The sequence below is a fragment of the Mesorhizobium sp. M7A.F.Ca.MR.176.00.0.0 genome (assembly GCF_004023165.1).
Classification (GTDB): domain Bacteria; phylum Pseudomonadota; class Alphaproteobacteria; order Rhizobiales; family Rhizobiaceae; genus Mesorhizobium.
Genome location: NZ_RZTC01000074.1, coordinates 17,312 through 34,703, shown reverse-complemented (window position 1 = coordinate 34,703; position 17,392 = coordinate 17,312). Strand labels below are relative to the sequence as shown.

The 17,392-nt window shown below is 63.4% G+C and carries 21 protein-coding genes; 10 read left to right on the top strand and 11 right to left on the bottom strand.

Translation table 11 applies throughout. The features are described 5' to 3' along the window. Positions 1-1,479 (top strand): ABC transporter transmembrane domain-containing protein (locus EOB59_RS22815; RefSeq protein ID WP_128289292.1); only part of this gene is annotated, 1,479 nt, incomplete at its 5' end. A 32-nt stretch (positions 1,480-1,511) separates the two neighbouring features. On the opposite strand, the gene EOB59_RS22810 is transcribed toward EOB59_RS22815, so the two are convergent. Beyond that, on the bottom strand, positions 1,512-2,999 hold the full coding sequence (locus EOB59_RS22810) for a carboxypeptidase M32 (RefSeq protein ID WP_127397800.1): 1,488 nt from the start codon (positions 2,997-2,999) through the stop codon (positions 1,512-1,514). A gap of 141 nt (positions 3,000-3,140) precedes the next feature. On the opposite strand from EOB59_RS22810, the gene EOB59_RS22805 reads away from it, so the two are divergent. Further along, entirely contained in the window at positions 3,141-3,494 is a 354-nt protein-coding gene (locus EOB59_RS22805) for a DUF1304 domain-containing protein (RefSeq protein ID WP_127397799.1), read from the top strand. 74 nt (positions 3,495-3,568) lie between these two features. Here the strand turns inward: EOB59_RS22805 and EOB59_RS22800 are convergent, their stop codons facing one another. The 9 genes from EOB59_RS22800 to EOB59_RS22760 all read right to left on the bottom strand — a co-directional run bounded on the left by EOB59_RS22800 (position 3,569) and on the right by EOB59_RS22760 (position 11,545). Continuing rightward, on the bottom strand, positions 3,569-3,997 hold the full coding sequence (locus EOB59_RS22800) for a hypothetical protein (RefSeq protein WP_128289291.1): 429 nt from the start codon (positions 3,995-3,997) through the stop codon (positions 3,569-3,571). A 237-nt stretch (positions 3,998-4,234) separates the two neighbouring features. Beyond that, positions 4,235-5,266 (bottom strand): peptidoglycan -binding protein, encoded by a 1,032-nt coding sequence (locus EOB59_RS22795; protein WP_127327624.1) that lies wholly within the window; start codon positions 5,264-5,266, stop codon positions 4,235-4,237. Position 5,267: 1 nt separating this feature from the next. Continuing rightward, a complete protein-coding gene (locus EOB59_RS22790; RefSeq protein ID WP_127396703.1) occupies positions 5,268-6,293 on the bottom strand; it encodes a MotA/TolQ/ExbB proton channel family protein in 1,026 nt (341 codons plus the stop codon). Positions 6,294-6,397: 104 nt separating this feature from the next. Further along, complete coding sequence (locus EOB59_RS22785) at positions 6,398-7,084, bottom strand: hemolysin III family protein (RefSeq protein WP_164895723.1); 687 nt, start codon at positions 7,082-7,084, stop codon at positions 6,398-6,400. A gap of 106 nt (positions 7,085-7,190) precedes the next feature. Further along, positions 7,191-7,991, bottom strand: coding sequence for an inositol monophosphatase family protein (locus EOB59_RS22780; protein WP_013529126.1), 801 nt, complete (start codon positions 7,989-7,991; stop codon positions 7,191-7,193). Between the two features lie 84 nt (positions 7,992-8,075). After that, on the bottom strand, positions 8,076-8,642 hold the full coding sequence (gene efp / locus EOB59_RS22775; RefSeq protein WP_013529127.1) for an elongation factor P: 567 nt from the start codon (positions 8,640-8,642) through the stop codon (positions 8,076-8,078). A 173-nt stretch (positions 8,643-8,815) separates the two neighbouring features. Next, on the bottom strand, positions 8,816-9,856 hold the full coding sequence (locus EOB59_RS22770; RefSeq protein WP_128289289.1) for a tetratricopeptide repeat protein: 1,041 nt from the start codon (positions 9,854-9,856) through the stop codon (positions 8,816-8,818). Between the two features lies 1 nt (position 9,857). Continuing rightward, the gene (locus EOB59_RS22765) at positions 9,858-10,505 is read right to left on the bottom strand and encodes a thiamine phosphate synthase (protein WP_127272276.1); all 648 of its coding nucleotides are present in this window, start codon (positions 10,503-10,505) and stop codon (positions 9,858-9,860) included. Positions 10,506-10,639: 134 nt separating this feature from the next. Then, the gene (locus EOB59_RS22760; RefSeq protein WP_127268482.1) at positions 10,640-11,545 is read right to left on the bottom strand and encodes a DMT family transporter; all 906 of its coding nucleotides are present in this window, start codon (positions 11,543-11,545) and stop codon (positions 10,640-10,642) included. A gap of 134 nt (positions 11,546-11,679) precedes the next feature. Here EOB59_RS22760 and EOB59_RS22755 point away from each other — a divergent pair, with 134 nt between their 5' ends. The 3 genes from EOB59_RS22755 to EOB59_RS22745 all read left to right on the top strand — a co-directional run bounded on the left by EOB59_RS22755 (position 11,680) and on the right by EOB59_RS22745 (position 13,841). Continuing rightward, positions 11,680-12,159 (top strand): Lrp/AsnC family transcriptional regulator, encoded by a 480-nt coding sequence (locus EOB59_RS22755; protein WP_127268483.1) that lies wholly within the window; start codon positions 11,680-11,682, stop codon positions 12,157-12,159. 63 nt (positions 12,160-12,222) lie between these two features. Beyond that, positions 12,223-12,951 carry a class I SAM-dependent methyltransferase gene (locus EOB59_RS22750; RefSeq protein WP_127809011.1) on the top strand — a complete coding sequence of 243 codons (729 nt, stop codon included), beginning with the start codon at positions 12,223-12,225 and terminating at the stop codon, positions 12,949-12,951. Between the two features lie 119 nt (positions 12,952-13,070). Next, complete coding sequence (locus tag EOB59_RS22745; RefSeq protein ID WP_126066730.1) at positions 13,071-13,841, top strand: sulfite exporter TauE/SafE family protein; 771 nt, start codon at positions 13,071-13,073, stop codon at positions 13,839-13,841. Between the two features lie 26 nt (positions 13,842-13,867). Here the strand turns inward: EOB59_RS22745 and EOB59_RS22740 are convergent, their stop codons facing one another. After that, positions 13,868-14,425: a DUF2269 family protein gene (locus EOB59_RS22740; RefSeq protein ID WP_128289288.1), complete on the bottom strand. Its 558-nt coding sequence runs from the start codon at positions 14,423-14,425 to the stop codon at positions 13,868-13,870. A 325-nt stretch (positions 14,426-14,750) separates the two neighbouring features. On the opposite strand from EOB59_RS22740, the gene EOB59_RS22735 reads away from it, so the two are divergent. The 5 genes from EOB59_RS22735 to EOB59_RS22715 all read left to right on the top strand — a co-directional run bounded on the left by EOB59_RS22735 (position 14,751) and on the right by EOB59_RS22715 (position 17,372). Continuing rightward, positions 14,751-15,131 carry a hypothetical protein gene (locus tag EOB59_RS22735; protein ID WP_127320882.1) on the top strand — a complete coding sequence of 127 codons (381 nt, stop codon included), beginning with the start codon at positions 14,751-14,753 and terminating at the stop codon, positions 15,129-15,131. Positions 15,132-15,530: 399 nt separating this feature from the next. Continuing rightward, a complete protein-coding gene (locus tag EOB59_RS22730) occupies positions 15,531-16,064 on the top strand; it encodes a DUF1465 family protein (protein WP_127809013.1) in 534 nt (177 codons plus the stop codon). Between the two features lie 75 nt (positions 16,065-16,139). Beyond that, the gene (ruvC, locus tag EOB59_RS22725; RefSeq protein ID WP_127320884.1) at positions 16,140-16,649 is read left to right on the top strand and encodes a crossover junction endodeoxyribonuclease RuvC; all 510 of its coding nucleotides are present in this window, start codon (positions 16,140-16,142) and stop codon (positions 16,647-16,649) included. Between the two features lie 56 nt (positions 16,650-16,705). Beyond that, a complete protein-coding gene (locus EOB59_RS22720) occupies positions 16,706-16,975 on the top strand; it encodes an AbrB/MazE/SpoVT family DNA-binding domain-containing protein (protein ID WP_127268490.1) in 270 nt (89 codons plus the stop codon). Beyond that, positions 16,953-17,372, top strand: coding sequence for a type II toxin-antitoxin system VapC family toxin (locus EOB59_RS22715; protein WP_127268491.1), 420 nt, complete (start codon positions 16,953-16,955; stop codon positions 17,370-17,372). Before EOB59_RS22720 ends, EOB59_RS22715 begins: the two co-directional genes overlap by 23 nt. The last annotated feature ends 20 nt before the right edge of the window (positions 17,373-17,392 follow it).

Genomic DNA, 17,392 nt, shown 5'->3' with positions numbered 1-17,392 from the left:
GTGTTTGCCCATGTGACGACGCTGTCGCCTGCCTTCTTCGACACCGCCCAGTCGGGCGAGATCGTGTCGCGGCTTGCCGCCGACACGACGCAGGTCAAGTCGGCGGTCGGAGCGACGGCCTCGGTGGCGCTACGCAACGTCATCCTTGGTCTTGGCGCGGTGGGGATGATGGTCATCACCAGCCCGAAACTGTCCGGGTTGGTCATTGCCGCTATTCCTGTCATCGTCCTGCCGCTGGTCGCCTTCGGCCGTTCGGTGCGGCGCAAATCACGCCAGGCGCAGGATACGCTTGCCGATGCCACCGCCTATGCCAGCGAGCAGATCGGCGCGGTGCGCACGCTGCAGGCTTTCACCAACGAGAAGCTGGTTACCGGGCATTTCTCGGCCGCGGTGGAAGCCGCTTTCGAGGCGGCACGCTCCTCGATCTTCGCGCGCTCCTTCCTTACCTTCTTCGCCATCTTCACCATCTTCTCGTCCGTCGTGGCGGTGCTGTGGTTCGGCTCGCGCGACGTGCTCGAAGGTTCGATATCGCCCGGTACGCTCGGCCAATTCCTGCTCTATTCGGTGTTCGCCGCCGGCGCGTTGGGCGCGTTGTCGGAAGTCTGGGGCGAGCTTGCGCAGGCGGCGGGCGCCGCCGAACGGCTGACCGAAATCCTGGCCGAGAAGCCGGCGATCCAGGCTCCCGCCGATCCGAAGCCGCTGCCGGCCGTCGCCAAGGGCGCGATCGCCTTCGACAATGTCTCCTTCTCCTACCCGGCAAGGCCGGACCGTGCCGCCGTGCATGGCTTGAGCTTTCAGGTCATGCCGGGCGAGACGGTGGCGATCGTCGGGCCGTCAGGGGCCGGCAAGAGCACGGTGTTTTCGCTGATCCTGCGCTTCTACGATCCCGAAACAGGCAAGATCCTGATCGATGGCGTCGATGTGCGCGAGGCTGATCCCGTTTCGGTCCGCCAGCGCATCGCGATCGTGCCGCAGGACGTCACCATCTTCGCGGCAAGCGCGCGTGACAATATTGGGTTCGGCCGGCCGGGAGCCAGCAAGGCCGAAATCGAGACGGCGGCGAAGGATGCACTTGCCGACGAATTCATCCTCAAGCTGGAAAAAGGCTATGACAGCCAGGTCGGCGAGCGCGGCGTGACGCTGTCAGGCGGCCAGCGCCAGCGGGTTGCGATCGCCCGCGCCATCCTGCGCGACGCCCCGATCCTGCTGCTCGACGAGGCCACCTCCGCCCTCGACGCCGAAAGCGAGACGCTGGTGCAGACGGCGCTGGAACGGCTGATGCAGGGCCGCACCACGATCGTCATCGCCCACCGCCTGGCAACGGTGCTGAAGGCCGACAGGATCCTGGTCATGGATGGCGGCTCGATCGTCGAGGAAGGCACGCATCAAAGCCTTGTCGCCAAGGGCGGCATCTATGCGCGGCTGGCCAAGCTGCAGTTCGAAACCGGCGCCAGTGCTTTCAGGGGCGCGGCTGAGTAGGCAGAAACATCTGCCGCTGTGCCGGCAAGCCGCTATACGGCTCCGTATCGCTGCTTCAGATGGTTCACGAAATAGGTGGCGTTGAGCTTTTCGCCGGTGGCGCGTTCGAGCAGGTCCGGCGTCGACCAGCGTGATCCCTGCGACCAGATTTTTTCGCGGCGCCACTCGTTGATCGCCTCGAAATTGCCTTTGGCGAGATCGTCATCGGCGGCAGGATGATCCCGCGTCAGCGCTGCCCATTGCTGCGCCGCCATCATCGCGCCCAGCGTATAGGAGGGGAAATAGCCGAAGGCGGCCCCTGGCCAATGCACGTCCTGCATCGGTCCGTCGGCGGGGTTGTCGATGGTGGAGAGGCCGAGATAGTCACGCATCTTGGCGTCCCAGGCTTCGGGCAGATCACCCACCTCCAGCCGGCCCGCGACGAGTTCCTGCTCCAGTTCGTAGCGCAGGATGACATGCAGGGGATAGGTCACCTCGTCGGCATCGACACGGATCAGGCCGCGCTCGACGCGATGCACATGCGGCAGGATATCGTCGAGCGACCAGGCTTCGCCGAGATGCTTTTCGACCACCGGCAGCGCCCAGTTCCAGAAGGCCGGGTTGCGGCCGAGCTGTTTTTCGACGAACAGGCTCTGGCTTTCATGCACGGCCATGCCGCGCGCCTTGCCGAGCGGCCAGTGCGACCATGCCTTCGGCAGGTTCTGTTCGTAGAGCGCATGGCCGGTCTCGTGCAACACGCCCATCAGCGCCGACAGGAAGTCTGTAGTCTTGTAGCGGGTGGTGATGCGCACGTCGCTCGGCACGCCGCCGCAGAAAGGATGGTGCGACACCGACAGCGATCCGTGCGTCAGGTCGAAGCCGACCGCCGCCATCATGGCAAGGCCGAGCTCGCGCTGCCGGTCGATCGCATAGGTGCCTGAGAGCGGCTTCAGCGGGCGCTTGCGCAGCCGTGCGTCCTGGATAGCCAGCGCCTCAGGCACGAAGCCTTTCAGAAAAGCCTTCAGGTCGGTGAACACAGGCGTGATGTCGGCGGTGCGGTTCCCAGGATCGTATTGCTCCATCAGCGCGTCATAGGGGGCTAGGCCGAGCACATCGGCACGCAGCGCCGCCTCCTCGCGCACCAGCGCCACGACGCCCTCCAGCGCAGGCTGGAAGCCCGCCCAGTCGTTCTTGGCGCGCAGGCCGCGCCACAGTTGCTCGCAACGCATGCGCGCGGTCGTCTGGCGTTCGACGAATTCGACCGGCAGGCAGGTCAGGTTGGTGTATTGCCGCCGCAGTTCCGAGACCGCAGTGCGCTGCTCTTCACCCAATGCTTCCTGCTCGGCCGCGGCGATCCAGTCCGCTATCTCCGGCGCCGTTGCCCTGGTGTGATACATGCCGGCGAGTGCCGACATCGCCTCGGCACGTTTCTCGCCACCGCCGACAGCCATGTGGGTGGCCTCGTCGGCGCCGAGGATGGCCAGCGCATGCTCAAGCGCTTCGAGCTTGTGGCCGAGGTCATCGAGTTTCTGAAAGGACATGGTGGCTTCCGTGATTGGGGACGGCGCGAAAAGACACCAACGCAAATGCGTTGGCAACCCTCGGATGCCGTCCGGCAGATGCACCTTGCGCAGGCGAGGCCGCGCATGAAATGCTGCCGGCAACACATCAAGGGGAAAAAAATGATCGGCAACATCCTTGTCGGGCTGGTGGCCTTGATCCATGCCTACATCGTCTATCTGGAGATGGTGCTGTGGGACACGCCGCGCGGACACAAGGCTTTCAACCTGACCCCGGAATTCGCCAGTGCCTCGAAAGTGCTCGCCGCCAATCAGGGGCTCTATAACGGTTTCCTCGCCGCCGGCCTCATCTGGGGGCTTTACCTCGGGGCGGTCGGTTTCCAGGTCAAGGTTTTCTTCCTGCTGTGCGTGGCTGTTGCCGGCCTCTATGGCGCGGCAACGGTTGGCCGCAAGATCCTGTTCATCCAGACCGTGCCGGCGATTGCCGCGCTGATCGCGGTCTGGCTGGGCTGGTAAAAGGACGCCCGCGGGATGGCTCCCGAAAGCGCCAGGTGGTCCCTTCCTCTTGGACCGTTTCAGCCGCTGTGGTCTCAGCCGTTCGGGTAGTTGCCGCCGTCGTCGCCGTCGCCCATCAGGAAACCGCTGCCGGTATCGACCCTCAGGCGCTGGTCGACATTGTCGAGCCGGCGCAGCAGGTCATGATATTGCGCGGCCGGTATCCTGCCGTGATCGGACGCGGCGATTTTCTCTGCCGCCTGACCGATGTGGGCCGTGCGCATTTCCAGGCGTTCCGCCACGGCCGGGGTGATGTTGTTGGCCTGTCTTGCGTCCACGATGCCCTGCCGGACGCCCTGCACCTGTGCGATAAGCGCCTCGACACGCGGGCCAGTCATGTCGGTCGGATCGGCCGCGTCGAGAGCGCCCTTGTGATGGCCCGCGGCATAGGCGTCGGCAAGCGGAACGGCGATGAGGAGCGCCGTGAGTGTAGCAGTTCTAAGCGAGGTCTTGAAAGAGCGCATCACGCGTCTCCTCTTGTAGAGGAAGGCGGCGGTTGTCCGCCTGCCTTCCGGCCTTGGGCCGTCCGGTTCCGTCGCGTCGCGATGAGGGGGTTCATCGCCGGCGGTTCTCGGCCCGGGCGGCAAGTTAGGATCGCCCTGCGACAATGTGTAATTAAAAAAAGATAATCTTTTCAGGCCTTGTCGGCCTCTATCTGCGCCCTAGAGTTGAGCCGACGAACAAGTTCGCGTGATTTTGGATCAACGTTCGGTGAGCTTCAGTTCAATACGGCGGTTCTTATTGCGCGCCTCTTCGGTGTCGGCGGGGTCGAGCGGCTGGAACTCACCGAAACCGGCGGCTACGAGCCGGTTGGCAGGCACGCCGTTTTCGATCAGGAATTTCACCACCGAGGTCGAACGCGCCGTCGACAGCTCCCAATTGTCGCGGTAGCGGCCGGCGCCGGAGAGCGGCTTATTGTCAGTGTGGCCGTCGACGCGCAGCACCCAGTTGATCTCGGGCGGGATTTCCTTCTGCAACTCGATGATGGCGTCGGCGAGCTTCTTCATCTCGACCTTGCCGGCATCGTTGATCACCTCGGAGCCGGTCGGGAACAGCACTTCCGACTGGAAGACGAAGCGGTCGCCGACGATACGGATGTTCTCTCGGTCGGCGAGGATTTCGCGCAAGCGGCCGAAGAAGTCGGAGCGGTAGCGGTTCAACTCCTGCACGCGCTGTGCCAGTGCGACGTTGAGGCGACGGCCGAGGTCGGCGATCTTGGTGTTGGAATCGCGGTCGCGGATTTCGGAGACGTTGAGCGCATCCTCGAGCGCGCCGATCTGCTTGCGCAGTGCCGCGATCTGCTGGTTGAGGATCTCGACCTGGCTCAGCGCCTGCTGGCTGATCTGGCGCTGGCTGTCGAGTTCGCCGCCGAGCGCCGCGGCGCGCTGGTTGGCGGCGTCGCCAGCACCGGCGCCTTGCGCCAGCAACTGTTGGAGCCGGCTCCTTTCCGCTTGCGCGGCTGACAGCGACGCCTGCAGATTGGCCAGTGAATCATCCTTGTCCTGCGCCGTCGAGCGCTCCAGCGCCAGCAACTGGGTCAGCTCGTTGATCTGCGAGTTGAGGCGCGAGAGTGCCGTATCCTTGCCGGAGATTTCGCGTCCCAGCAGGAACTGCGCCAGCACGAAGACCGTGAGCAGGAACATGATGGCCAAAAGCAGCGTCGACAGCGCGTCGACGAAACCCGGCCAGTAGTCGATGCGGCGATCGGTGCGCCGGCCCCTGGCGAGTGCCACTTCAGTGAACTCCGGGCTTCTTCAGGGCATCGGCGATCTTTTCCAGCGTGTTGCGCATCGCCTTCTGCTCGTCGGACTGGGCTTCGACCCAGTCGCGCATGATCTGCTGTTCCGAGCGCATGTTCTTGACCAAGCCGGAAATGCCGTCGGCGAGATTGGCCATGGCGGTGGCGACGCGTGGGTTGGAGCCGCCGCCATTCTCCTGCATCGAGCGCAGCCGTTCCGACAGCACCCGGATCTCGTCGGAGGATTCGGTCTTGGCTGGGTCGGCGACGACGATGTCCGACGACAGGTCGGTCACCGAGGACAGCCAGTTTTCCAGTTCGGTGTAGAAGCGTGTCTGGGCGCGACCGGCCTGCAGGTCGAGGAAGCCGAGCACCAGCGAGCCGGAGAGGCCGAACAGCGAGGACGAGAAGGCGGTGCCCATGCCGGCCAGCGGCGCGGAAAGCCCCTGCTTCAGGGAATCGAGCACCGCGGCGGCGTCACCGGTTCCGGGATCGAGCGATTCGATGGTCTCGCGGATCGAACCGATGGTGTTCAACAGGCCCCAGAAGGTGCCGAGCAGGCCGAGGAACACCAGCAGGCCGACGAGATAGCGCGAGGTGTCGCGGCTTTCGTCGAGGCGGGTGGCGATGGAATCGAGCATGGTGCGCATCGAACTGGTCGAGAAGGCCGTCGCCGAGGAGCGGCCGATCATCGCCTTCATCGGCGCCAGAAGCACTGGTTCTGTCGTTTCCGAGCCGGCACGGAAGGAGTTGACCCAGCGCACTTCGCGAAACAGTCGCCCGACCTGGGCGAAGGCCAAAAGGATGCCGACCACCAGCACGCCGACGATCAGGCCATTGAGGCCGGGATTGCTGCCAAAAGCGGTTGAGATCTGTCGGGTGAGGATGGCGGCGATGAAGGCGACGATGACCAGGAAGATCACCATGGTGAGCAAAAAGACCTGCGGGCTCGATAATTTATACGGGTCGTAGATCAGGACATCAGAACGTCTGCCCATGCCGAAGGATCTGAGAAAAGCCATCCGTGCCCCGTTTCCGATGCCGCCGCCGATCACGTAAACCGCGACTCTAAACGGAATTGTGACCAAATTGAATGGCGCTTGGCAATATTGCCGCGTCGAGAATGTCAGAAGCGATTGATGACCAGACAGTCGACCATGGCGGCCAGATGCAGACCGGCGCCGGTGACGACGAAACCGTGCCACAGCGCGTTGTGGAAGCGCAGCCCCTTCCAGGCGAAGAAGATGACGCCGCAGGAGTAGACCATGCCGCCGGCGACGATGAGCGCTATCGATGTCGTCGGCAGCGTCTGGATAAGCGGCTTGACAAGGATGATGCCGCTCCAGCCGATGGCGAGATAGAAGCCGATCGCCAGCCGGTCGAAACGGCCGGGAAAGAACACCTTGATGGCAATGCCCAGCACTGCTGCGGTCCAGACCAGCACGATCATCCAGCGCGCCAGCGGCGAGCCTTCGAGTTGGGCCAGGAAAGGCGTATAGGTCGCGGCGATCAGCAGATAGATCGCGGCGTGGTCGAAACGCCGCAACACCCATTTTGCCGGCGACGACACCGGCCACAGATTGTAGGTCATCGACACCGAGAGCACGGTGAGCAGCGAAACCACGTAGAAGGCGGCGGCGATGTATTCGCCAGGTCCGACACGAAACGCCGCCAGCGCCAGCAGTGCCGACCCTGCCGCGATCGCCAGCACGATGCCGATCGCGTGGACAACACCGTCTGCGATCATCTCGGCACGCGAATAGTGCCAGCGTCCGATGAACGGGATATCGGGGTAGGGTTGGTTGTCTCTCACTAAGCCGGGTTCCTGCACCGCGCCCTTCAATTTGGGCGCATGCCGGGCAGTATTTCAAGCTTCCATTGCGGTTTTGCGACTGCGGCGCATCAGCGCGGCGTGGCTGTCAGCGGGAGGAGAGCGGCTTCTTCACGACCTTCAGCAAAGCGCGCTGGATGATCTCGTTGCCGGCGACGACCGAGCCGTTGTCGAGCATGTCCTGGCCGCCATCCATGTCGGAGACGAAGCCGCCCGCCTCGCGGATCAAAAGCAGCCCGGCGGCGATGTCCCAGGCCGACAGGCCGGTTTCCCAGAAGCCATCCATGCGGCCGGCGGCGACATAGGCGAGATCGAGCGATGCGGAGCCGAGGCGGCGGACGCCGGAAACCTCGGCCATGACATTGCGCAGTTCCACCAGGAAATTGCCGTGGTGGCCGCGGCCGAGATGCGGCATGCCGCAGCCGATCACGGTGTCGACCAGCTTGATGCGGCCGGCGACGCGCAAGCGGCGGTCGTTCATGAAGGCGCCGCCCCCGCGTTCGCAGGTGTAGAGTTCGTCCATCGCCGGATTGTAGATGACGCCGGCGACGATCTGGCCCTGGCGCTCCAGCGCGATCGAAACGGCAAAGAGCGGAATGCCGTGCAGGAAATTGGTGGTGCCGTCGAGCGGGTCGACGATCCAGCGATGCTGGCCGTCGTCGCCTTCAACCACGCCGCGCTCTTCCATCAGGAAGGAATAGCCGGGCCGAGCCTTGGACAATTCGGCAAAGACGATGTCCTCTGCCTTGCGGTCGGCCTGGCTGACATAATCGCCGGGGCCCTTCATCGAGACCTGCAGGTTCTGCACCTCGCCGAAGTCGCGCGACAGCGAGCGGCCGGCCTTCATTGCGGCCTGGACCATGACGTTGAGAAGGGCTGAGCGTGCCATAGTGCTTTTTCCCGGTGCTGCGCTTAAATTCTGCCTCGATGCATGTCGGTGACCCGGAACCCGGCCACTTTTGGGCGACATGCGTCAGTCGGCGCGGCGCACGTAAGTGATTTCGTTGGTGTCGACGATGATGCGCTCGCCGGCGCCGATGAAGGGCGGCACCAGGACGCGGATGCCGTTCTCCAGGATCGCCGGCTTGTAGGACGATGCCGCCGTCTGACCCTTCACCACCGGGTCGGCCTCGGTGATGGTCAGCGTCACATAGTCGGGCAGCGAAATGCCGATCGGCCGCTCTTCGTAGAGCTGGACCGTCACCATCATGCCGTCCTGCAGGAAGGCGGCGCGATCGCCGACGAAGTCCTTGTTCAATTCGAGCTGCTCGTAGCTCTGGGTGTCCATGAACACCAGTGCGTCTTCCTGCGCGTAAAGGAAGGAAAAATCCTTCAGGTCGAGCCGGATCTGTTCGACGGTCTCGGCCGAGCGGAAGCGCTCGTTGAGCTTGGTGCCGTTGATGAGGTTCTTCAGTTCGACCTGATTGTAGGCGCCGCCCTTGCCGGGCTTGACGGTGTTGGTCCTGACCGCCACCCAAAGCCCGCCATCATGCTCGATGACATAGCCGGGACGGATTTCGTTGCCATTGATCTTGGCCATGATGAGATGATCCGGAATGATGCCAACGGCCACGCCGTCGGTATGGATGTTCGCTGGGAAAGCGATTTCGGGCTCCCAAGACCACAAATCGCCAGAAGAGGCAAGGGAGCGGGCAGGTCGGTGCCAGGCGAGGGGAGCCGAGGTTACACTTGCAATGACCGCGAGAACCGCCGTCAAGGCAGCCGGTTGGCCTTCTGCAGCGCCTGCTTGGTCTGGTCGTCGTCCAGCCCCTGCAGGAAGTCGTCCATCTGTGGGTCGATGAGGCCGGCACGGCGGGCGACGACGTACCAGGCGCCGGCAAGCACAAGGTCCGGATCGGTGCCGATGCCTTGCATATAGAGCTTGGCCAGGCGGTTCTGGGCGGCGACATTGCCGCCCTCCGCCGCCTGCTTCATCCAGCCGAAGGCGGATTTCAGGTCGCGCGCACCGCCGCGGCCTTCGATCATCCAGGCGGCGAGATCGATCTGCGCGGTGTCGTAGTTCTGCCTTGCGGCCTGCGCCAGCAGGCGCCTTGCCTGGGCGTCGTCACGTGGCTTGCCACCGACACCGTTGGCGTAGATCTGCGACATTGCATATTGCGCGTCCGCGAGGCCGGTCGCGGCGGCGCGCTCATAGTAGGAAACCGCCTTGGCCATGCCGGCGTCGCCGGGGTCCTGCTGGACCAGCATCTGCGCGAAATTGAATTGCGCCAGCCGGTTGCCGGCTTCGGCGGCGGCCTGCATCAAGGCGTAGGCCTCTTTTCCATCCTTTTTGACGTAGCGGCCGTCGAGCAGCATCAGCGCATACTGGAACTGCGATTCCGGCACACCCTGTTCGGCGGCCAGCGCGTACCATTTCGCCGCTTGCGCCGAATTGACCGGCACACCGAGCCCCCGCGACAGGATCTCGGCCACCAAGGTCTGCGCCGCCGGATCGCCGTTTTGCGCCCGGACCAATGCCAGATTGTAAGCTGTCTTGTAGAGACCGCGCTGGAAGGCGCCATAGGCCGCGTCGGCGGGTTTTGCGCCGAAGCGGTCGGGATTGACCGTGTCGGCCGACGGCAGCGGCGCGGGCTCGGCCGTGGTAGCGGGCTGCGGCAACGACTTGTCGATCGGCTTGTCGGTGTGAACGCCGATTTCCGGCTTGGGCTGCGGCAGGGGGATGGTCTCCGCGGCGGCAGCCTGGACCATCAGCACCGCAAGCAGAGCCTGGAGGGGAAGCGTCGCCGAGGACATTTCAGTCCTCGAAGCGCGGCGCGGTCTCGTCGAGCAGCGCGTTGGCGGTGGCGACCGCTGTCCTGGGATCGGTGCCGTCGGCAAACACGGCGCTCGACAGCGCCACGAATTCAGCGCCGGTGGCGCCCACCGCTTCGACCGAGGCGATGTCGGATCCGGCCATGACGATGCAAGGGATCTGGATCATGTCCGCCCACCATGCGCCGAGCGACAGGTTGCGTGGGTGCGGTTCGGGCTTGTTGTCGTAACCGAAGCGGCCGAAGAAGATGTAGTCTGGCCGCGTCTCGCCAAGCTCGAGCGCGTCGTCACGTGTCTTGGCGCCGCCGGTGCCGACCATCATCTTTGCCTGGAAATGCTCGATCGTCTCGGCAAGTTCGGCCTTGGAGACCTCGACATGGATGCCGTCGGCCTGGACGCGGCCGGCTATGCGGGTGTCGCCGGCGATGATGACAGCAACGCCGGCGGCTTGCGCTGCCGGCACGATCTGTTCGGCGAAAGCCTGGAAGGAGGCTTCATCCATGCCGTTCTCGGGCAGGATCAGCGAAGCGACATCGCCGCCATCGAATGCCGCGACAATACGGGCCGCCGGCACGCCGGACGGCGCGATCAGCACGATGCGACAGCGATTGGGGGGCGTTGCTTCATTCATGGTTCTTCGGGTCCCGCGTTTCGCCTATGCCGGGCGAAGATGGTTGGATTGCGGCATAGAGCAAAGTGCCCGCTTTGAACAGGCGGGCAGCCGGGATCGCGATGTTTGACCCGCCGGGCATCCGGCGGGGCGCTTCATTTGATCGGGTGCGGGCTCGCCACGGGCGGTTTGCCCTTCCACAGCGTCCAGCCGAGATTCATGCCGGCGGCGGCGATCAGGATGGCGGTGGCGCCGACGACCTGACTCAGATGCAGCCGATGGCCGAAGGCGACGACATCGACCAGAATGGCGACGACGGGATAGATGAAGGACAGCGATCCCTGCAGATGCGTCGGCAGCTTCTGGATGGCGCCGTACATCAGTATGTACATCAGGCCGGTATGGACGATGCCGAGCGTCGCCAGCATGGTCCAGCTCCAGGCATCGGCCGGAAGCTCTGCAAGATTGGCGAAAGGCGCCAGCATGACGACGCCGACGCAGACCTGGATCAGCGCGATGAGGTGCGGCGGCGTGCCCTTGAGCTTCTTGGTGACGATGGCGGCGACGGCCCAGAAGAAAGCCGCGCCCAACGCCATGACGATGCCGGTGAAATAATCCGTGCCGATATCGCCGGCATCGGGAGCCGACTGCACGATCAGAACCATGCCGGCGAAGGCGATGGCCAGCCAGGTCAGCTTGGTCAGGGTCAGCCGCTCGGCGAAGAAAAGCGCACCGAAGCCGACCAGCATGAAAGGCTGCGTGTTGTAGACAGCGGTGGCGATCGAGATCGACGCGCGCGAGAATGCGCTGAACAGCAGCAGCCAGTTGACGACGATGGCGACGCCGCCGAGCGCGGCGATGCCGATGATGCGCAGCGACAGCCTGTTGCGCAGCAATCCCAGCCCGGCGCAGATGATGAGCAGCGTCAGCGCACCGAAAGCGCAACGCCAGAACACCACATCCATGATCGGCTGGCCGGACAGGACGACGAACCATCCGATCGTTCCCAGGATGGCCATTGCGGCTGACATTTCGACCGTGCCGCGCACCGTTTCGTTCACAACAAACCTCCATATCGGTTGAGCCGCCATAATCTCATGCTGCCGCGAAGCTTTCCATCTGATTGGAAAGGGTGTATGGCCGGTTGGCCTAATTATATTAGGAGAAAACTCCAAGCTATCGGGGAAAGAAAAAGATGCTGGACGATCTCGACCGAAATCTCCTTGAAATCCTGGTCAAGGATGCACGGACCTCGCTGAAGGAACTGGCCGCCCAGGTCGGGCTGTCGTCGCCAAGCGTTTCGGAGCGGCTGCGACGGCTCGAGGAGCGCGGCGTCATCCGGGCGTTCACTGTCGAGATCGATCCGCTGGCGCTCGGTTATACCCTGCAGGCGATCGTGCGCATCCGGCCTTTGCCGGGCAAGCTGCACATCGTCCAGAAGCTGATCGAGGAGATTCCCGAATTCGGCGAATGCGACAAGGTGACGGGCGATGACTGTTTCGTCGCCCGGCTGTTCGTGCGCTCGATCGGCGATCTCGACGGGATTTTGGACCGTATCGCCGACAAGGCGGAGACAAGCACCGCCATTATCAAGGCGCAGCCGATCCGGCGTCGGCCGCCGCCGCTTGACGCAACCGCCTCTCGGGATAGGGCAAAGGTCTTGCAGGCCTCCTGATCGAGTTGGGTGGAAAGCCGGTGGCCGGTTGGTTAGTGTGCCGGCCCAAACGAGGCCGGAACCATGGCGCAGAATATATACGATCGTGAGGATTTCTTCGCAGGCTACAGCCAGCTCGGCCGTTCGGTCGAAGGGCTGGAGGGTGCCGCCGAGTGGCCGGCACTGCGCGCCATGCTGCCCGATGTCGGCGGCTTGAGGGTCGTCGATCTCGGCTGCGGCTTCGGCTGGTTCTGCCGCTGGGCCCGCGAGCATGGGGCGGCGCAGGTGCTTGGCCTGGATCTGTCGGAGAAGATGCTTGCCCGGGCAAGGGCCGCCGGCCCCGATGCTGGCATAAGCTATGAGACGGCCGATCTCGATCGGCTCAGCCTGCCGGAAGCCAGCTTCGATCTCGTCTACAGCTCGCTCGCCTTGCACTATGTCGAGGATGTGTCGCGTCTGTTCGGGACCGTGCATCGAGCCCTGGCGCCTGGCGGGCGTTTCGTCTTTTCGACGGAACATCCGATCTTCATGGCGCCGACCAAACCCGGCTGGGTGATCGATAGCGAAGGCCGCAAGACGTGGCCTGTCGACCAATATCTGGTGGAAGGACCGCGCAGCACCGACTGGCTGGCCAAGGGCGTGGTGAAACATCACCGCACGATCGGCACCACCCTCAACGCACTGATCCGGTCCGGCTTCTCCATCGGCCATGTCGAGGAATTCCGGCCGACCGATGCGCAAATCGCAGCCAAGCCGGAACTGGCGGAAGAGCTCGAGCGGCCGATGTTCCTGCTGGTCTCGGCTCGGCGCTAGGCACTGGCCGGCGTCGGCCGAGTGTGCCGCCGCCACGCTCATATTTGCTGTCGCTCCGCCGGGCATTCTGGGCTATTCAAGCGTCGACCCGCTTTCCCTCCGGACCAGTCCCCCCTCCCATGTCAGGCCTGCTTCTCGATCCGTGGTTCTATGCGGCTGCCATTCCGGCGGTCATTCTGGTCGGCCTGTCCAAGGGCGGCTTTGGCGGCGCCGTCGGTTTCGTCGGCGTGCCGCTGATGGCGCTGACCATGCCGCCGGTGCAGGCGGCGGCCATCCTGCTGCCGATCCTGTGCCTGATGGACATCGTCTCGGTATGGACATGGTGGGGCGTTTACGACCGCAAGATGCTGGTCGACATGATGCCGGGCGCCGTCATCGGCATCGGCCTTGGCTGGCTGACGGCGGCACTGGTGACCGAAGAGGCGGTGCGGCTGATCGTCGGCGCCGTCGCCATCATCTTCGTCCTGCGCTGGCTCTATCTGCAGTTCCGCCATGGCGCCGATCACGCTGCCGCGCCCAACCGCGTCGCCGCCGCGGTCTGGGGCACGGTCGCCGGGTTCACCAGCTTCGTAGCCCATGTCGGCGGCCCGCCCTTCCAGGTCTATGCCTTGCCGATCCGGCTCGATCCGAAGGTTCTGTCGGGCACGGCGGCGATCTTCTTTGCCGCCACCAATGCGCTGAAGCTGGTGCCCTATTTCGCGCTCGGCCAGTTCGACACCGCCAACCTGACGGCATCGGCGGTGCTGATGCCGCTGGCGCCGCTGTCGACCATTGCCGGGGCCTGGCTGGTGCGCCGGATGCGGCCGGAAACCTTCTATCCCTTCACCTACGCAACCGTCGCGGTCGTGGCGCTGAAGCTGCTGTGGGATGGCATCGCAGGTCTGATGTAGAAAGGCGGCTGCGCCGCCGCCCGTCATCAGGGTAAGGCAGCGCTCGGCACGAGACGGCGGTTGCCGCCAAAGGCCAGTGTGGCGCCGATCAAGACGGCTAGCACCATCCCGGCAAGGATGCCGATGTCATGCACGGTCGGCTTGAGCACCATGTCGGCAATGATGACCACCATCACGGCATAGTCGAAGCGCGCCGCGCTCATCATACGCTGGCCGATGGCAAGAACCTCTGGTGTGACGCCCTCCCTGGCGATCATTGCGCCCATGCGCTCGCCGGTCGGTTTGAAGATGAACATGCCGATCGAAAAGGTCGTGGCGTAGCCGGCCAGGCCGATGAGGATCCACAGGTCGGAGAAGCCGACCCAGAACCAGCACATGATGAGGCCAAAAATCAGCGTCAGCATCGACATCGGCGCGAAGAACCTGCCGCCCAGCTGACCGCTGGCGCGCATTGCCTGCAGTTTTTCCTCTATGTTGCCCGCCCGCTCGGCAAGTATGCCCAGCAGGAACAGCACGAAGCCGCCTCCGACCCACAGAATGGCGGTAGTGACGTGGAGGAATTTGACGATCGTGTACCAGTCCATGGGTTGCTCCTGCAGTGTTCCGGTCAGGTTGCGGCGGCGCTGATTTGCGCCGGCCGTCAGAGGAGCGGGCGTTTAGCGTGGCGCCTGTTTCGGAACGATGTCGCGAAAAAACCGGATCTGTTTCAGGCAATGAAGAAGCGGCTGAGATAGTGAACGCGCTATCTGATTTCCTGCTAATGTACGAATCGTCGGGAGGGGTTGGCGCGACATCGTCCGGAAACATCGCTGATGCTAATGCGCCGACGCCGGGAGCCCGGTGGCGACAAAAGTCGTCTGACGATCAACCCATTCCCGCAAACGGGAAAAGGCAATTCGGGGGACAGACATGCAAGGGGTAGCACGGAATTTCTTCACACTGGCCGTCATCTATTCGCTGTGCGGCATGGCGCTCGGCCTGCACATGTCGATCAGCCAGGATCACGGCCAGATGCCGACTCACGCCCACACGATGGTGGCCGGATGGCTGATGTCGGCGGTCTTCGCCTTCTTCTACCATTTGTTCCCTGCCATCGGGCAAAAGACACTCGCCACCGTTCATTTCTGGCTGACTGCAATCAGCGGCATCGGCCTGCTGATCGGCCTCTACTTCCTGCTTGCCGGCAATGCCGCGATCGAACCACTGGTGGCGGCCTCTTCGATGGGCTTCTACGCAGCCATGCTGCTGTTCGCCTTCATCGCGCTGCCGGCCGTCTGGAGGACGGCCTGAGCTGGACCTGAGGCCGGAAATGCTGTCCTGTTACGGCACAGTATGGCGGCGTTCGGCCAAAAAACATCCGCGCCGTTAAGGCTTCATTAAGCTTTACAGGTGTTTACTATGTTCATCCAGTGATCTGGATTCTTACCGAGTGGTTGGAGCCACTTTGTTTGACGCCTCCCTGTTAAACTCCTGAGAGCCGCCTTATCCGCGGCTCTTTTTTTGTCTTCATTTCTCTTTTTTGTCCGCATCTCAGCGGGGCCGCCCAATGGTGGCTCGCCGTTAACCTTCTGTTAAACATGTGCTTGCCTTCGCCGGTGACGAAGCGCATTTTCAAGCTTCAGTCAGATAGGGTTCCGGGTGTATCGGCAGGAAGCCGAATCGGCCGGTTGCAAGTGCAGGGGCGTATCAATGAACGAGCCTTCGAAGGGCAGTGCGAAAACCGTCAAGCTGGCGGAGCGCCGGGTTTTCTCGCAATCCTTCAAGCCGCTTTACCAGGAAGGCATGGGTCTGGTCGAACAGGCCGCCGAATATCTCGACGGCAAGGGCCGGGCCGAGGCAAAGAAACTGTCGCGGCTGGGCGCCACGCTCTATGCGGCCGAATCGATGAGGCTGACCACCAGGCTGATGCAGGTTGCGTCCTGGCTGCTTTTGCAGCGCGCCGCCAATTCCGGCGAGATGACCCGCGACCAGGTCGCGTCGGAAAAGTCCAAGGTGCGCCTCGACACCGCTTCCGCCCATGATGAAGCCGGCGGCTGGGCCGAGCTGCCCGAGGATTTCCTCGATCTCGTCACCCGCTCGCTGCGCCTCCAGGCACTGGTGCGCCGCATGGACGAGGAGATCTATGGCTCCGGGGCCGTGGTCGACATGCAACCGATGGCTCGCCGCCTCAATCCAGTTTCCGACCAGATCAGCCTGCTCAACACGGCTTTCGCTCGGGGTTAGACCCCGGTCTGTCTTCTGTTTCCGGTTTGTTCACATTTCGCTGGCATCGCTGTGGGCCGGAGGTAAAGTCGGCAAATGGCGGAAGCGATTCGCATCATCGGTATCGATCCTGGGCTTCGACGCACCGGCTGGGGCATCGTCGAAAGCCTCGGCAATTCGCTGCGCTTCATTGCTTCCGGGACCGTGAAGTCCGAGGATAAGGCGGCGCTGGCAACGCGGCTGTGCCAGCTGCATGACGGGCTCGCCGAAATCCTGCACAGCGCGATGCCGCACGAGGCGGCGGTCGAACAGACCTTCGTCAACAAGGACGCGGTGGCAACGCTGAAGCTCGGCCAGGCGCGTGGCATCGCCATGCTGGTGCCGGCGCGTGCGGGGCTTGTCGTTGCAGAATATGCGCCCAACGCGGTGAAGAAGGCGGTGATCGGCGTCGGCCATGGCGACAAGAAGCAGATCCACATGATGGTGAAGGTGCTGTTGCCGAAAGCCGTCTTCGATACCGAACATGCCGCTGATGCACTGGCCATCGCCATCTGCCACGCGCATCACCGGCAGAGCGTGGCCTACAGGATGGCGCTGGCCGGCTAGCTATGTTCTTGACTTGTTCACGCTGCAGGGATAAGTAATACCGCAGAGGTATTACCATGCGCGTGACCACCAAGGGGCAAGTCACAATCCCCAAGCCGATAAGGGACCGTCTGGGCATCGCCCCGGGCTCCGAGGTGGAGTTCGTGGCCACCGACGAGGGTGTTCGGCTGGTTGCCGTCAACGAGAACCTCTCCCAGGAAGAGAAATTGCGCAGGTTCAGCGATGTCCTCGACCAGATGGAGGGGACGTTGGATCTGGGAGGCATGACCACCGATCAGTACATGGAGTGGTTGAGGGGGCCGCGTGAAGATCTCGACGTTGATTGACACAAATGTCCTGATCGATGTTTGGGGTCCAGCCGGACCGATGAAAGGATGGTCGGCATCGGCAATCGCCTCCTGCCGCCGCGACGGCGCGTTGGTGGTCAACACGATCGTCTGGTCCGAGTTGGCGCCGCTGATTGCGACGGAAACGGCGCTTCGAAAAGCAGTCGACATGCTTGGGATGGATCGCGAACTTGTATCTTGGGACGCGGCGTTCCTTGCCGGCGTTACGCATTCCCGCTATCGCCGGGCCGGTGGCGTCAGGGAAAGAACCTTGCCCGATTTCTTTATCGGCGCTCACGCGACCGTCGCTGGACATCGTCTTTTGACCCGCGACGCTGCTCGCTACCGCAGCTATTTTCCCGACCTCGACATCATCTCTCCTGAGACGCACCCATGAGAGCCCATCTTCCATGAAAG

Coding starts and splice junctions, on each gene's coding strand:
- EOB59_RS22780 (WP_013529126.1), bottom strand. CDS start 7,991: ATGGCACGCTCAGCCCTTCTCAACGTCATGGTCCAGGCCGCAATGAAG.
- EOB59_RS22740 (WP_128289288.1), bottom strand. CDS start 14,425: ATGGACTGGTACACGATCGTCAAATTCCTCCACGTCACTACCGCCATT.
- EOB59_RS22790 (WP_127396703.1), bottom strand. CDS start 6,293: ATGGCTTTTCTCAGATCCTTCGGCATGGGCAGACGTTCTGATGTCCTG.
- EOB59_RS22730 (WP_127809013.1), top strand. CDS start 15,531: ATGAACGAGCCTTCGAAGGGCAGTGCGAAAACCGTCAAGCTGGCGGAG.
- EOB59_RS22800 (WP_128289291.1), bottom strand. CDS start 3,997: ATGCGCTCTTTCAAGACCTCGCTTAGAACTGCTACACTCACGGCGCTC.
- EOB59_RS22735 (WP_127320882.1), top strand. CDS start 14,751: ATGCAAGGGGTAGCACGGAATTTCTTCACACTGGCCGTCATCTATTCG.
- EOB59_RS22810 (WP_127397800.1), bottom strand. CDS start 2,999: ATGTCCTTTCAGAAACTCGATGACCTCGGCCACAAGCTCGAAGCGCTT.
- EOB59_RS22750 (WP_127809011.1), top strand. CDS start 12,223: ATGGCGCAGAATATATACGATCGTGAGGATTTCTTCGCAGGCTACAGC.
- EOB59_RS22770 (WP_128289289.1), bottom strand. CDS start 9,856: ATGTCCTCGGCGACGCTTCCCCTCCAGGCTCTGCTTGCGGTGCTGATG.
- EOB59_RS22755 (WP_127268483.1), top strand. CDS start 11,680: ATGCTGGACGATCTCGACCGAAATCTCCTTGAAATCCTGGTCAAGGAT.
- EOB59_RS22765 (WP_127272276.1), bottom strand. CDS start 10,505: ATGAATGAAGCAACGCCCCCCAATCGCTGTCGCATCGTGCTGATCGCG.
- ruvC (WP_127320884.1), top strand. CDS start 16,140: ATGGCGGAAGCGATTCGCATCATCGGTATCGATCCTGGGCTTCGACGC.
- EOB59_RS22745 (WP_126066730.1), top strand. CDS start 13,071: ATGTCAGGCCTGCTTCTCGATCCGTGGTTCTATGCGGCTGCCATTCCG.
- EOB59_RS22720 (WP_127268490.1), top strand. CDS start 16,706: ATGCGCGTGACCACCAAGGGGCAAGTCACAATCCCCAAGCCGATAAGG.
- EOB59_RS22805 (WP_127397799.1), top strand. CDS start 3,141: ATGATCGGCAACATCCTTGTCGGGCTGGTGGCCTTGATCCATGCCTAC.
- efp (WP_013529127.1), bottom strand. CDS start 8,642: ATGGCCAAGATCAATGGCAACGAAATCCGTCCCGGCTATGTCATCGAG.